Annotated in this window: 11 protein-coding genes; 7 read left to right on the forward strand and 4 right to left on the reverse strand. The window is 42.1% G+C overall.

The genetic code is table 11. From position 1 onward, the window contains the following. The 4 genes from V6E90_RS20130 to V6E90_RS20145 all read left to right on the forward strand — a co-directional run. The coding region (locus V6E90_RS20130; RefSeq protein ID WP_332606291.1) for a YadA-like family protein at nucleotides 1–5,216 on the forward strand (5,216 nt) is incomplete at its 5' end. Between the two features lie 63 nt (nucleotides 5,217–5,279). After that, on the forward strand, nucleotides 5,280–5,669 hold the full coding sequence (locus V6E90_RS20135) for an outer membrane protein assembly factor BamE (protein ID WP_332606292.1): 390 nt from the start codon (nucleotides 5,280–5,282) through the stop codon (nucleotides 5,667–5,669). A 191-nt stretch (nucleotides 5,670–5,860) separates the two neighbouring features. Continuing rightward, nucleotides 5,861–6,586, forward strand: coding sequence for a helix-turn-helix domain-containing protein (locus V6E90_RS20140; RefSeq protein ID WP_016542007.1), 726 nt, complete (start codon nucleotides 5,861–5,863; stop codon nucleotides 6,584–6,586). Between the two features lie 21 nt (nucleotides 6,587–6,607). Further along, a complete protein-coding gene (locus V6E90_RS20145; protein ID WP_016542008.1) occupies nucleotides 6,608–7,492 on the forward strand; it encodes a LysR family transcriptional regulator in 885 nt (294 codons plus the stop codon). A gap of 117 nt (nucleotides 7,493–7,609) precedes the next feature. On the opposite strand, the gene V6E90_RS20150 is transcribed toward V6E90_RS20145, so the two are convergent. After that, nucleotides 7,610–7,993 (reverse strand): carboxymuconolactone decarboxylase family protein, encoded by a 384-nt coding sequence (locus V6E90_RS20150; protein WP_332606293.1) that lies wholly within the window; start codon nucleotides 7,991–7,993, stop codon nucleotides 7,610–7,612. A gap of 214 nt (nucleotides 7,994–8,207) precedes the next feature. Between V6E90_RS20150 and V6E90_RS20155 the strand changes: the two genes are divergently transcribed. After that, the gene (locus tag V6E90_RS20155; protein WP_228129646.1) at nucleotides 8,208–9,170 is read left to right on the forward strand and encodes a bifunctional helix-turn-helix transcriptional regulator/GNAT family N-acetyltransferase; all 963 of its coding nucleotides are present in this window, start codon (nucleotides 8,208–8,210) and stop codon (nucleotides 9,168–9,170) included. Nucleotides 9,171–9,246: 76 nt separating this feature from the next. Here V6E90_RS20155 and ubiG read toward each other — a convergent pair whose 3' ends face one another. The 3 genes from ubiG to V6E90_RS20170 are packed head-to-tail and all read right to left on the reverse strand — an operon-like array spanning nucleotide 9,247 to nucleotide 11,143. Continuing rightward, nucleotides 9,247–9,957: a bifunctional 2-polyprenyl-6-hydroxyphenol methylase/3-demethylubiquinol 3-O-methyltransferase UbiG gene (gene ubiG / locus V6E90_RS20160; protein ID WP_332606294.1), complete on the reverse strand. Its 711-nt coding sequence runs from the start codon at nucleotides 9,955–9,957 to the stop codon at nucleotides 9,247–9,249. A 14-nt stretch (nucleotides 9,958–9,971) separates the two neighbouring features. Then, on the reverse strand, nucleotides 9,972–10,754 hold the full coding sequence (locus V6E90_RS20165; protein ID WP_332606295.1) for an AraC family transcriptional regulator: 783 nt from the start codon (nucleotides 10,752–10,754) through the stop codon (nucleotides 9,972–9,974). Then, nucleotides 10,754–11,143, reverse strand: a complete 390-nt coding sequence (locus V6E90_RS20170; RefSeq protein ID WP_065344060.1) for a hypothetical protein — start codon at nucleotides 11,141–11,143, stop codon at nucleotides 10,754–10,756. The genes V6E90_RS20165 and V6E90_RS20170 overlap by 1 nt, the downstream gene beginning before the upstream one ends. A 433-nt stretch (nucleotides 11,144–11,576) precedes the next feature. On the opposite strand from V6E90_RS20170, the gene V6E90_RS20175 reads away from it, so the two are divergent. Both V6E90_RS20175 and V6E90_RS20180 read left to right on the forward strand, forming a co-directional pair. After that, on the forward strand, nucleotides 11,577–13,166 hold the full coding sequence (locus V6E90_RS20175) for a peptide chain release factor 3 (protein ID WP_332606296.1): 1,590 nt from the start codon (nucleotides 11,577–11,579) through the stop codon (nucleotides 13,164–13,166). A gap of 69 nt (nucleotides 13,167–13,235) precedes the next feature. Next, a complete protein-coding gene (locus V6E90_RS20180) occupies nucleotides 13,236–14,063 on the forward strand; it encodes a hypothetical protein (protein ID WP_332606297.1) in 828 nt (275 codons plus the stop codon). Nucleotides 14,064–14,155 lie beyond the last annotated feature (92 nt).

Below are 14,155 nucleotides of genomic sequence, written 5' to 3' on the forward strand. Positions count from 1 at the left end.
AAGCGGGTGCGGTGAAAGCAGGAGATACGGTTGATATCGGTACAGTTAATGGTGAAGAAAACCTGACTGTGACCAAAGATGGGAATACCATTCAATATGGTTTAAACCGTAATTTGAATGTTGATAGTGTTCGAGCTGGCGACACCTTAGTGAATGACAATGGGGTGACCATTACTAATGGTCCAAGCATCACCAAAGATGGGATCAATGCAGCTGGTAATCCAATTACCAATGTCGGTGCAGGCGTGAATGATAGTGATGCCGTCAATAAAGGTCAGCTCGACGATGTCGCTGCCGCCGCTAAAACCGAAGTGACGCAAGGCAAGAACATCACGGTTTCTAAAACCACGGGAGCAGATGGACAGGACATCTATAACGTGGCAACCGCAGATAATGTCGAGTTTAACAATGTTGTGGTGGGTGATGTTACGATTGATGGTACCACCGGCAAAATCAGCGGTGTGACTGCGGGGGATGTGACTGCGACTTCGACCGATGCGATTAATGGTAGTCAATTGGCAGGCACAGCGAAAAGCGTATCAGATGCCTTAGGTGGTGGTTCGGTGGTCAATCCAGATGGCACGGTGACTGCACCAAGCTACGACATTAACGGAAACACGGTCGGTAACGTTGGTGATGCACTATCAGAATTAGACAAAGGCTGGAATCTACAAAGTAATGGTGCCAAAGCGGGTGCGGTGAAAGCAGGAGATACGGTCGATATTGGTACAGTTAATGGTGAAGAAAATCTCACCGTGACCAAAGACGGTAACACCATTCAATATGGTTTAAACCGTAATTTGAATGTCGATAGTGTTCGTGCTGGCGACACCTTAGTGAATGATAATGGTGTGACCATTACAAATGGCCCAAGTATCACCAAGTCTGGCATCAACGCCGCAGGTAATCCAATCAGCAATGTCGGTGCAGGTGTGAATGATAGTGATGCCGTCAATAAAGGTCAGTTAGACGATGCCGCTGCTGCCGCTAAAACCGAAGTGACGCAAGGCAAGAACATCACGGTTTCTAAAACCACGGGAGCAGATGGACAGGACATCTATAACGTGGCAACCGCAGATAATGTCGAGTTTAACAATGTCACAGTCGGTGATGTCACGATTGATGGTACCACGGGCAAAATCAGCGGTGTGGCTGCGGGGGATGTGATTGCGACTTCGACCGATGCGATTAATGGTAGTCAATTGCATGGTGTGGCGGATAGTGTTAGGAATTCGATCGGTGGGGAAACAACGTTAAACCCTGATGGTTCAATTAGCACTAGTAATGTTGGGAATACGGGGCAGAACAATATCCATGATGCGATTAACTCAGTCCGTGGGCAAGCAGCAGCTGCAAAAACCGAAGTCGAAGCTGGCAAGAATATGACGGTTGAAAGCCGCACGGGTGCAGATGGTCAGACCATTTATGAAGTGGCGACTGCGGATGATGTTGCATTTGATTCTGTTCAGGTCGGTGATGTTACGATTGATGGCACAACAGGAAAAATCAGTGGTGTAGCCGCAGGTGATGTCAATCCTAGCTCAACCGATGCAATTAATGGCAGCCAATTGGCAGGGACAGCGCAGAGTGTGTCGAATGCTTTAGGCGGTGGTTCGGTAGTCAATCCAGATGGCACAGTCACAGCACCAAGCTATAACGTCAATGGTGTAGCAAGTAACAATGTGGGTGATGCCATTAATGCCTTGGATAAAGGCTGGAACCTACAAAGCAATGGTTCTGACAATGCTGGTGCAGTCAAAGCAGGCGATACGGTTGATATCGGAACGGTGCAAGGTGAAGAGAACCTCACTGTCAGCAAAGATGGCAACACGATTCAATACGGCTTAAACCGTGACTTGAAAGTGGATAGCGTCACGGCAGGCGATACCGTCATCAATGACAATGGTGTAATGATCAGCAATGGCCCAAGTATCACCAAAGCAGGTATTGATGTTGCGGGTAACAAAATCAGCAATGTTGCACCAGGCACAGTGGGTACCGATGCAGTTAACAAGGATCAATTAGATTCAGCGGCTGCGGCATCAAAAACCGAAGTGACCGAAGGTAAGAACATCACGGTGACCAAAACCACAGGTGCAGATGGACAAGACATCTATAACGTTGCAACTGCGGATAATGTTGAGTTTAACAATGTCACAGTGGGTGATGTGAATATTGATGGCGCGACAGGAAAAATCAGTGGTGTTGCAGATGGAGCGGTTGCCGCAGGTTCAAGTGAAGCAATCAATGGTGGTCAACTGCATGGTGTTGCAGACAGTGTCCGAAGCGCAATTGGTGGTGAAACCGTCTTAAATCCAAATGGTTCGGTGACCACCAGCAATGTAGGGAATACGGGTGAAGCTAACATCCATGATGCGATTGACTCCGTACGTAAAAATGCAGTGACAGCAAAAACCACAGTCACCGAAGGTGACAATATGGTGGTAACTGAATCAACCAATGCCGATGGCAGTACCAATTATGAAGTCGCTACTGCACGTGATGTAGATTTTGATTCAATTCAAGTTGGTGATGTCGCGATTGACGGCACAACAGGAAAAATCAGTGGTGTAACAGCAGGTGATGTAAATCCAACTTCGACTGATGTAATCAATGGTAGTCAATTGGCAGGTACAGCACAAAGTGTCTCAGGTGCATTGGGTGGAGGCTCAATTGTCAATCCAGATGGTACAGTCACAGCACCAAACTATGAGATCAACGGGATATCCGTCAGTAATGTAGGTGATGCACTGACTGAATTAGACAAGGGTTGGAACCTACAAAGTAATGGCTCTAACAATGCAGGTGCAGTCAAAGCAGGCGATACGGTTGATATCGGAACGGTGCAAGGTGAAGAGAACCTCACTGTCAGCAAAGATGGCAACACGATTCAATACGGCTTAAACCGTGACTTGAAAGTGGATAGCGTCATGGCAGGCGATACCCTCATCAATACCGATGGCATCACCATCAGCAATGGCCCAAGTATCACCAAAACAGGGATTGATGCTGCAGGTAATCCAATCACGAATGTCGCAGATGGCACAGCCTCAAGTGATGCCGTCAATAAAGGGCAATTGGATCGTGCCGCTGCTGTTGCCAAAACTGAGGTTGAAGCAGGCAAGAATATGACGGTTGAAAGCCGCACAGGTGCAGATGGTCAGACCATTTATGAAGTGGCGACTGCGGATAATGTTGCATTTGATTCGGTTCAAGTCGGTGATGTCACGATTGATGGCGCGACAGGAAAAATCAGTGGTGTTGCAGATGGAACGGTTGCCGCAGGTTCAAGTGAAGCAATCAATGGTGGTCAACTGCATGGTGTTGCAGACAGTGTTAGAAACTCCATTGGTGGTGAAACGATATTGAATCCAAATGGCTCAGTGACCACCAGCAATGTGGGGAATACGGGTGAAGCTAACATCCATGATGCGATTGACTCCGTACGTAAAAATGCAGTGACAGCAAAAACCACAGTGACCGAAGGTGACAATATTGTCGTAACTGAATCAACCAATGCCGATGGCAGTACCAACTATGACGTTGCCACTGCAAAAGATGTGAAATTTGATCGTGTCACTGCAACGGATGCGGACGGCAACGAAACTGTTCTAAATGCAACAGGTACTCAAGTTAAAGATGCTGAGGGCAATCAAGCCGAGTATGCCGCCAAAGGTATCTCCCTGAAAGATCAGCTTGGGAATGGCACTGTCATCAATCAAGCAGGGATTGGCTTTGTCGATGCAACTGGCAATAACATTGGGCCAAGTATTAGTGCTGCTGGTATTGATGCTGGCAATACCGTGATTCGTGGCGTTGCACCTGGACGTATTGCAACTGACTCACAAGATGCGATTAATGGCAGCCAGTTAAAAGGTGTTGCGGATAGTGTTGCAGGAGCGATTGGTGGTAATACCACGGTGAATCCTGATGGCAGCATTAGCACAAGCAACATTGGCGGAACTGGTCAAGATAACATCAATGATGCAATTGGTGCTGTAGGTAAAGCGGCTCAAGCAGCAAAAACCACGGTAAGTAAAGCAGCTGGCGATGAAAATGTCACAGTCGCTAGCCGTCAAAATGCAGATGGCAGTACGGATTATGAAGTTGGCTTATCGAAGGACGTTAAAGTCGATAGCGTGACTGCGGGTGATACGGTGCTCAATGATGATGGTCTACGTATCGCAGGCGGTCCAAGTGTGACGAAAGCAGGCATTGATGCAGGCGATAACAAAGTCACGGGTGTCGCCGATGGTACGGTTGCGGCAGGCTCGAAAGATGCAGTGAATGGTGGTCAATTACACGGTGTTGCAGACAGTGTGAAAAACGTGGTCGGTGGTAATGCCACCGTGAATCCAGACGGTTCAATTACCACCAGTAATGTGGGCGGTACGGGTGAAAACAACATTGATGATGCGATCAACTCAGTTCGAGGTGCGGCTGCTGCAGCCAAATCAACGGTCAGCAATAAAGATGGCAATATTTTAGTCACGCCAACTACCAAAGCTGATGGCAGTAAGGACTTTGAGGTGGGTCTAGCCAAAGATATTCAGGTTGATAGTGTGGCTGCTGCCAATCAAGTCAATGTGGGTGGTGCTGGAGGTACAACCATTGCCGCAGATGGTGTTCGTATCACGGGAGGACCAAGCATCACCAAAGGAGGGGTGAATGCTGGAAATCAGAAAGTTACAGCTGTGGCTGACGGTGCAATTGCAGCAGATTCAAAAGATGCAATTAACGGTAGCCAATTGCATCAATCTTATGAAAATGTGGGCAAGGCCTTAGGTGGCGGAGCAGGCTATGATCCAAGTACTGGTTGGACCGCACCGAGTTATGAGGTCGGCGGTAATACACATAACAATGTGGGAGATGCACTTAATGCTTTAAACAATGCAAATCAGGCCTTGGGTGATCGAATCACCAATCTTGGAGATCAAATGCAACAGGCATTCTACGATACCAATCAACGGATTGATGATGTCAAAAAAATGGCCAATGCTGGGGTTGCAGCAGCGATGGCATTGGAAACCGCGCCGTATATTTCAGGTAAATATACTTATGCGGTTGGGGCTGCTTATCATGGTGGTGAAAATGCAGTGGGCCTCACACTTCGTAAAACCGCAGATAATGGGCGTTGGTCGCTGACAACAGGTGTGGCAGCAGCTTCACAGGGTGATCCAAGTTTCCGTGTCGGTCTAAGCGGCGTATTTGATTGATTTGAATTCAGGGGGAACCATCTCGGTTCTCCCTTTTTTCAGCAGGATAAAGAGAGAATAAAAATGAAGAAGCTACCAGTTTTCATCATCACGACACTGTTTGCCGTTGTTGGGTCGAACCACGCCTATAGCAAGCAAGATGTTGAACAGATACAGGACGTCACTTTTCCAGAAGTGGATAAGAGTTATCTGAAATTGGTTAAACGTTATGAGTTAAATGATGTTGCGCGTTTAGGTGTGGGGATGAATAAAGATCAGCTCCGCCACATTCTGGGAAATCCACATTTCAATGAAGGATTGATGCAGGTCAAAACATGGAACTATGTATTAGATATTCGCGTACCAAATACACAAGACTATAAACGCTGTCAGTTACGTATTGATTTTGATCAGAAATATAGAGCAGAACGCTTATCTTGGAAAGGTGATGCTTGTCAGAGTGGAATCGTTTAGCAATGAGTAGAGTCATTTTATTACCGATGAAGAAGCAGCACATTCTAGTTTGAACTTAAATTAAACAAACAGGGCAAGAAAGACTTATTTGTTTAATTTTCCTAAAATGATTATTTATAGGATATAAAGTGTCAAAAAAATAAGACCAAGGTTTGTTAAGCTCTTAAGAATTGAAATATGAGATGGATCATATGTTTCATACTTTTTCACATTGTGAAAAAAATATCAGACTGCATATTATTGAAGTCGGAAATAAAGATCTAAAGCATGCAGTCATTTTTTTTCTTTTAGATATAGATAAGTTTTTTTCTTTAATCAATAGTTTATCTTTGGACCATTTTCGCATTGTTTTAGTTTATCGCTGTGAAATATTAAATCAGGATTTTATCGGCCAAGATCTAATAGATGGATTTAAATGTTTAACAGATCGTCTAATGGTAGAGAATACACACTTTATATTTGAACCAAGCTTAGATGAATCCTATAAATATGCTTTATATAATAGTGACTTATTTGACTCGATAACGATTTCTAAGAAGTTCGATGAACTGTGTATGCAGGCATTCTTTGCATCTTGCCCACTTAAAAGCGAGGATAAGATAGATTTTATTGATAAAGTGAATATTCAAATTAGTAATACTTTATCGGAAGGAGAGCCATATCTGGTTAAAGTCGCCAAAAAAATGCGCTTAACACCGAGGGTATTATCTAAAAGAATAAGAAATGAAGGCGAAGAGTTTAAATTATTAGTCAAACAAAAAAGGCACGAGAAAGCCTTGTTTTTATTAAAAAATGAAGATGTGAGTTTGTCTGATATTGCATATACATTGGGTTATACGGAGCACAGTGCTTTTACACGCGCATTTAGAGGCTGGGCTGGATGTTCACCTTGCCAGTTTAGAAAGTATTTAAAGTAATTCGATGTGAGGTATAAAGTTTTGGATATTAGGGATTTAAAAACTTTTATATATGTAGCTGATCATCAGTCTATTACCATCGCCTCTGAAAAATTAGGCGTGAATCAGTCAACTGTGACAAAACGTATTTTTAATATGGAAGCGATTGTGAAAGGGGTTTTATTTAACCGGAGTACGCGACCCTTACAATTAACCCAATTAGGGAAAAAAGTTTATTTTAAAAGTTGTTTTATTTTAAAGCAGTTAGAGTCACTGAGAAACGTTCATAGTGAAGGCCATGAGGGGGTGAAAAGAAAGATTAAGATTGGTATCGCTCAGGCATTGATTGACGATTTGTTAGATGCTGTGACGAATGAATCAAAAAAAATTAATCCGCATTATGAGATTGATATTTATAGCGGATGGGGTTGCAGCCTGATTCAACAGGTCAATGATGGGGAAATTGACTTAGCCGCATTGATGATTCCATCAAATCTGAGTTTTAGCAGCAATATTTCCTTTTTGGAAGTTGGGACACTACCTTTTGTAGTTGTTGCCAGAAAGGGTGAGGCTTATAAATATAGTAGCCTTGAAAAATGTAGTAAGAGAGGTTGGGTACTTCATCCTGAGAGCTGCTGTTTTAGAGAAAGTCTAGCCAAGCTTTTATATGAAAGAAAGTTAGGCTTTTATATCAATAAAGAGATTTTTGGATTAGAACTCCAATTACAAAGTATCTTAAAAGGTGAGGGCCTGGGTGTTTATCCAAAGTCGTTCTTAGATAAATTTATGTTAGAGCATGAAGGATTAGAAGTCATTCAGTTAAATGATTTTCCTGTCCATTTACATGTTGGTGTCGTCAAATCGCAACAGATGAGCATTGAAGAGAGCAATGCATTTATCGAGATTGTGAAAAATCATTATTTTTAGTTGCCTGGCGTTGTATTCGGAATAAAAATTTTTCCGAATGGCTCTAATTTTTGATGAATAAAAGTGCTAAAAGCCCTAATTTGATTAGGGCTTTTTTATCTTGATTTTAATCACAGTTTATTGAGCTTGATATTCATTGATGACTTCAAGTGCCGCTCGGAAAGCCTCCTGTGTTGCAGGTGCGCCACAATAGGGCAGGCTATGCAATAACACTTCTTGAATCTCTTCAACCGTTGCACCATTGTTCAATGCCCCACGAACATGACCTTTAAGTTCAGTTGGACTTTTTTGAGCAGTTAAAAAAGCAATGGTAATTAAAGAACGATATTTACGCGGTAAAACACCTTCACGTTGCCATGTTGAACCCCAGGCATGTTCGTTGATCCAGTCTTGTAGAGGCTGCGTAAAAGGGACAGTATTGTCCTGCGCACGTTTGACAAAAGATTCTCCCATCACTTCGGTACGGACTTTTAAGCCATTTTCATAATCTTGTTGTGACATATTTTTACTCTTTTAGCAGTGAGAAAAGATTGAATTGTTCCTTCAATATTTCTCATCCTAACGCAATCTTTGTATGAGCTAAAGCCATAGCGACTGACTATGATGTTCTCAACTAATCAGAAGTTTCATTAGCGGTTTGAGATTTTTTATAGACGAGTTTTATTGACAATTTAAGCCTTCGGAAATATGGTTGTATTATACAACTATATTTCAGGTGTTTTCCTTGAGCGTAGATGCATTATTGATTGAAAAAATTCGAGCCTCCTCTAGAACAATGGTTCGTGAATTAGGATTTATGCAAGCGACATTAGCTGCAACAGAATATTCTCCTTCAGCTGTGCATACTTTGCTCGAGTTAGATGTACAAGGGGGGGCTACTGCTGGACAACTTGTACATCTATTGGGCTTAGAGAAATCGAGCGTAAGCCGAATGATTAGCAAATTAATTGATGCTGGAGAAATTAGAGAAGCTACGCGAGAAGAAGATAGTCGAGTAAAACAACTTTTTCTGAGTGCTAAAGGAAAGCAGACGGTCAATAAAATTCATCAGTATGGTCAGCAACAAGTGCAAATGGCCATGGAGCATTTGAGTACTTCCCAGCAACAACTCGTTGTACAAGGGCTTACAACGTATGCACAAGCCTTGCAGATTTGCCGTAAGGGGCAAATTGAAGAGCTGAATAACTCCATTGAAATTGCTTCAGGTTATCGTTCTGGTGTTATCGGTCGTATTACTGAAATGCATGCAAGTTTTTATTCAAAGCATTCTGGCTTTGGTCAGTTTTTTGAAAGTCAGGTTGCAAAGGGTCTTGCAGAATTTACTAGCCGTCTAGATAAACCTTGTAATCAGATTTGGGTTGCACTCCAAAATGGTAAAATTGTTGGTTCAGTGGCTGTGGATGGAGAAGATCTGAAAAATGGTGAAGCTCATCTACGCTGGTTTATTTTAGATGAGGCTTATCGAGGGAGTGGGATTGGACGTAAATTGCTTGAGCAGGCGATTACTTTCTGCGATGAACAGCGATTTCCAGCAATCCAATTATGGACATTTAAGGGGTTGGATGCAGCACGTAAACTTTATGAGTCTTTTGCTTTTACATTAAAAAATGAAGAGGAAGGGACCCAATGGGGAAGTGTTGTCACCGAACAGCAATTTACTCGTTTCATCTCAAATTAATATTCAAATGAGTTTTTATCAAAGATCTTCGTTGTAAATTTAGCTTGCTCTATCTTCCCCAAAGAAGCATGACGAATCAATCCTTTTTAATACAACTCGTCATATAGTTCACTGAGATATCTGGTGCTAGCCAAAAATATCCAGTGATCGGATTGTAGTGTAGGCCAATCGTATGGGTTTGGGTTAACCCCGCAGTTTCTGCAAAAGATCTGAGTTCATTGGGTCGAATATATCTGGTGAAATCATGAGTGCCTTTGGGCATTAATTTCAAAATATATTCACCTGCAAGAATGGTAAATAAATAGGATTTTGGATTTCGATTAATTGTAGAAAAGAAAGCCAAGCCATTGGGTTTTAATAATTTTGCACAAGCCTGAATGATGGATGCTGGATGGGGAACATGTTCTAAAAGTTCCATACAGGTTACGATATCGTATTGTTGAGGAGCTAGAGCAGCCAATTCTTCTACAGCAATATTGCGATATTCAATATTCTGGATATTTTGCAAAAGTGCATGATCGCGAGCGATTTGGATACTTTGCGCGCCAAGATCAATTCCAAGGACATCCGCGCCATCTCGAGCCATACTTTCAGCCAAAATTCCGCCCCCACACCCCACGTCTAAAATTTTCTTATCTTGAATACCGTTTGCAACAGATTTTATCCAGCCTAAACGCAGCGGGTTAATCTGGTGTAGCGGTGCAAATTCACCTTGCCTATCCCACCAGTTATTTGAAATGGATTCAAATTTAGCAAGCTCGTGACGATCATAATTCGATGGCTTCATGTTTGATTCTCCAATCACATTTGTCGTTCGGCATAAAATTTTTTAGGTGAAGATTTCATGGCTTTTTTAAACATGGTGATGAATGCACTATCTGAAACGTAGCCTAATTCATTGGCAATATAGGTAATGCTTCGGCCTTCATTCATTTTTTGTAAAGCTAATGTGATATGTAGTCGTCTACGCCAATCATTTAAAGAAAGATGGGTTTCCTCCTTAAAACTACGCGTCAGGCTTCTTTCACTCATACAACACATGGCTGCCCATTCGGCTAAATTGGTTTTTTGATCAGGTTGTTGTAGCAAAGAATCCGTAATCATCTTCAAACGTTTATCTGAGGGCAGTGGTAAGTATTGCCATTGCTGAGGCGCGTGGATGATTTCATCGACTAAAACCTGCATAAGACGAGTATCAGTAGGATTAGAGCGGTATTCAGCTTTGATTTTCTCCGTTCTGATCAACATAGCATTTAAAAACTCATTCACTTGAATGACATGGCAATCGTGCTGATTGAACAGATTTTCTTGAGTAAAAACGATAAAGCAGGTTGAAAGACCAATTCCGACAGAGGAATGTGGGGTATTTGCGGGGATCCAGATCGCGGTATTGGGGGGAACCACCCAGATGCCTTTATCTGTCGAAATGGTAATTAGACCCGATACGGTTGCCATCAACTGACCGTAGTCATGCTGATGCCAACCTAACTCCCAATCGGGGATATCAGCAGCAATTTTGAGTACCCTGATTGGATCGCTCAATCGATTCGAAAACTGAATATCCTGAAAATTATTGATGACCATTAGTAATTTAAAAGCGTTTGGACAAGTTGATCAGATTCTTCTTTACTCGAAACTACATACATTGGATAACCTGAAAACTGTAAATATACTTTTGCAAACTGTTCAGCTTTAGCGCGTTGTTCACGATCTGATTCAGTATGTACCAATCCTAAAATTAAACGAGATAAGGTTTCACGTTTTGCTTTTACCCACGCTGCAATTCGCTTTCTGGATTCATGGTCATTATTTTGCTCGGTTTCATCAAAGGCACCTTCACTAATAAAAACAAATTTTTGATTTTTAGCGAGCAAGACATTAAATGAATCAAATAACTCATCTAAAGTTTGCTGATCTTGAGCTTTATAACTCAGGGTCACAATGGGGAATTTTTCGATACTTTGAATGTACATGATAGACACCTTAAACGATAATGATTCTCTTTATTGTATCTACCTTTTATGGATTAACTTCTTTGTTTGGGTCAAAAAACTTTTCAATCCAGCCATTATTCTCAATTTGGGTCAGAGATGGACATGGTTTAGTCGCTGATTTTATGGATGAATGAAATCAGGTTACCGGTGTTTATCATCATCACTATGACTTGTTTTGTATCGGATTGGAGGAGCCTTCAAGCATGATCTTGTGTATGAAAACGAGTATCCATGCGTTAGATGAATTATATAATTTTAGTTGTGATGTGGATAACTTAAGACATATCAACAATCGATAAATATATTTTCTAAATCTGCTACAATTGCGCCAATTTTAAATTCTTTCGCATGCCATCTGTTCTTGCCATTGTTTGCAGATACATATGGGTGCACAAATTGTAGATTTTTTAGCATGTTTAAAGATGAATTAGCGGCACAGGTTGCCCAACGTCGCACCTTTGCGATCATTTCCCACCCCGATGCGGGTAAGACCACCATGACAGAAAAACTGTTGTTATGGGGGAAGGCGATTCAGGTTGCGGGGATGGTCAAAAGCCGTAAGTCTGACCGTTCTGCAACCTCAGACTGGATGGAAATGGAAAAAGAACGTGGTATCTCGATTACCACGTCGGTGATGCAGTTCCCTTATAAAAAGCACACCATTAACTTACTTGATACGCCGGGACATGAAGACTTCTCGGAAGATACCTACCGGACCTTGACTGCCGTTGACTCAGCTTTGATGGTGATCGATGGTGCAAAAGGTGTCGAAGAACGAACCATTAAATTAATGGAAGTGTGTCGTATGCGCGACACACCAATCATTTCATTCGTCAACAAAATGGACCGTGAAATTCGTGAGCCTCTTGAGTTGCTCGACGAAATCGAAAATGTCTTGAATATCCGTTGTGTGCCGATTACCTGGCCTTTGGGCATGGGACGTGATTTTGCTGGCGTCTACAACCTGTTTGAAAATAAGCTATATGTCTATAAAGCAGGTTTTGGTTCGACTATTACTGATATTGAAGTGCGTGATGGTTATGATCATGCCGACATTCGTGAAAAAGTCGGTGAGTTGGCATGGTCATCCTTTGAGGAATCACTTGAATTGGTACAAATGGCCAATGAGCCACTTGACCGTGAGTTATTCTTGCAAGGTAAACAAACTCCAGTCTTGTTCGGTACCGCATTGGGTAACTTTGCAGTAGATCATGTCTTGGATACCTTTATTAATTGGGCGCCAGAGCCGAAGGCACATCCAACGCAAGAACGTATTGTTGAAGCCAATGAAGAAGGCTTCACTGGCTTTGTTTTCAAGATTCAAGCCAATATGGACCCAAAACACCGTGACCGTATTGCCTTTATGCGTATTTGCTCAGGTAAATATGAAAAAGGTCTGAAAATGAATCATGTGCGTATCGGTAAAGATGTGCGTATCAGTGATGCTTTAACCTTCCTTGCGGGCGAGCGTGAACATCTGGAAGAGGCTTGGCCGGGTGATATCATTGGTTTGCATAACCACGGGACCATTCAGATTGGGGATACCTTTACCAGCGGTGAAGATCTACATTTCACAGGGATTCCACACTTCGCACCTGAAATGTTCCGCCGTGTCCGCTTGAAAGATCCTTTGAAATCGAAGCAGCTGCAAAAAGGCCTGAAAGAGTTATCTGAAGAAGGTGCGACCCAAGTGTTCATGCCACAAATCAGTAATGATCTGATTGTCGGTGCAGTCGGTGTGCTACAGTTTGATGTGGTTGCTTACCGCCTCAAAGAAGAATATAAGGTTGACTGTATTTACGAGCCAGTCAGTGTACATACCGTTCGTTGGGTGCATTGTGACGATGACAAGATTCTGAATGAATTTAAGAAAAAAGCACATGACCAGCTTTCAGTGGATGGCGGTGGTCATCTGACTTATCTTGCACCAAGTCGTGTAAACTTACAGTTAATGCAAGAACGTTGGCCAGATATTCAGTTCCGTAACACACGAGAACACTAAACTGCACAAAAACAGCTTCTAATTAGAAGCTGTTTTTAATTGAATGCTCTAAAAATAAAGGATGATGCAATGAACACTTTAAAACCACTTTTAGCTGTCAGTATGATGATTGGCATAATGGCTTTAACGGCATGTGATCATCCGAATAAAAATGAAAGCACTAAGGAGCAGACCAAGGAACAGGCTGCGTCATCGGTCGAAAAGGCTGAAGTATTGCCTTACTTAAATATGAAAGAAGCCAAGGCCGATTATGCTTTGCCATTCTGTGAGAAAAAGAACTGTATTGATCTCGATATTCAGACAGTCAAAACCCAAGATGAATGGCTGAATGCATGGATTGCAAAAAATCAGGCCAATGTGATTCAGCAACAAATAGAACAGAATAAAAACCTGACCCTGCAACAGGCGATTAATGCCTACGTGAAAAAGTCAGATGAGTGGCAAGATAAATATTCTAAAAACAAAGCCTATGAACTGCATCTAACCACACGTATTGCCTCGCAACGAAATCAATATGTATTGTTGCAAATGGGTGTGGATACACAACAAGAAGATATTGCGGTGAAAGATCGCTTCTACTTTTTTGTGGCGGATCGTAAGCTGCAAAAAAGTGTCAGTGTTTTGGATGTGATTCAGAAAAATCAGCAAAATGCCTTAAACCAGATTATCCAAAGCCACTATCAAACATGGGTAGACAAGCAATCGGCAGAAGTCAAAAAGCAAGTGCCGAAAAAATTGTATTGGGGACAGGCCGATTGGTTCTTTGATGGGGAAGGCATTGGAGTGCATTATCGTGCCAATGAAATCAGCAAAGATGCGCCACAACTAGATATTTATTTGACTACGGAACAAAGCAAACAAATGCTACAAGCTGAAATATATCAGCAAATGTTTTAATTGAGCCAGAGACCGCTATTCTAAGTTTCGTATAGAAATTGCATGTGCCTGTAGCGGTTTTGCTTTAACTTCGATAGCATTTAAAAATCTTG

Source organism: Acinetobacter sp. ESBL14 (genome assembly GCF_036668815.1).
Classification (GTDB): domain Bacteria; phylum Pseudomonadota; class Gammaproteobacteria; order Pseudomonadales; family Moraxellaceae; genus Acinetobacter; species Acinetobacter gyllenbergii.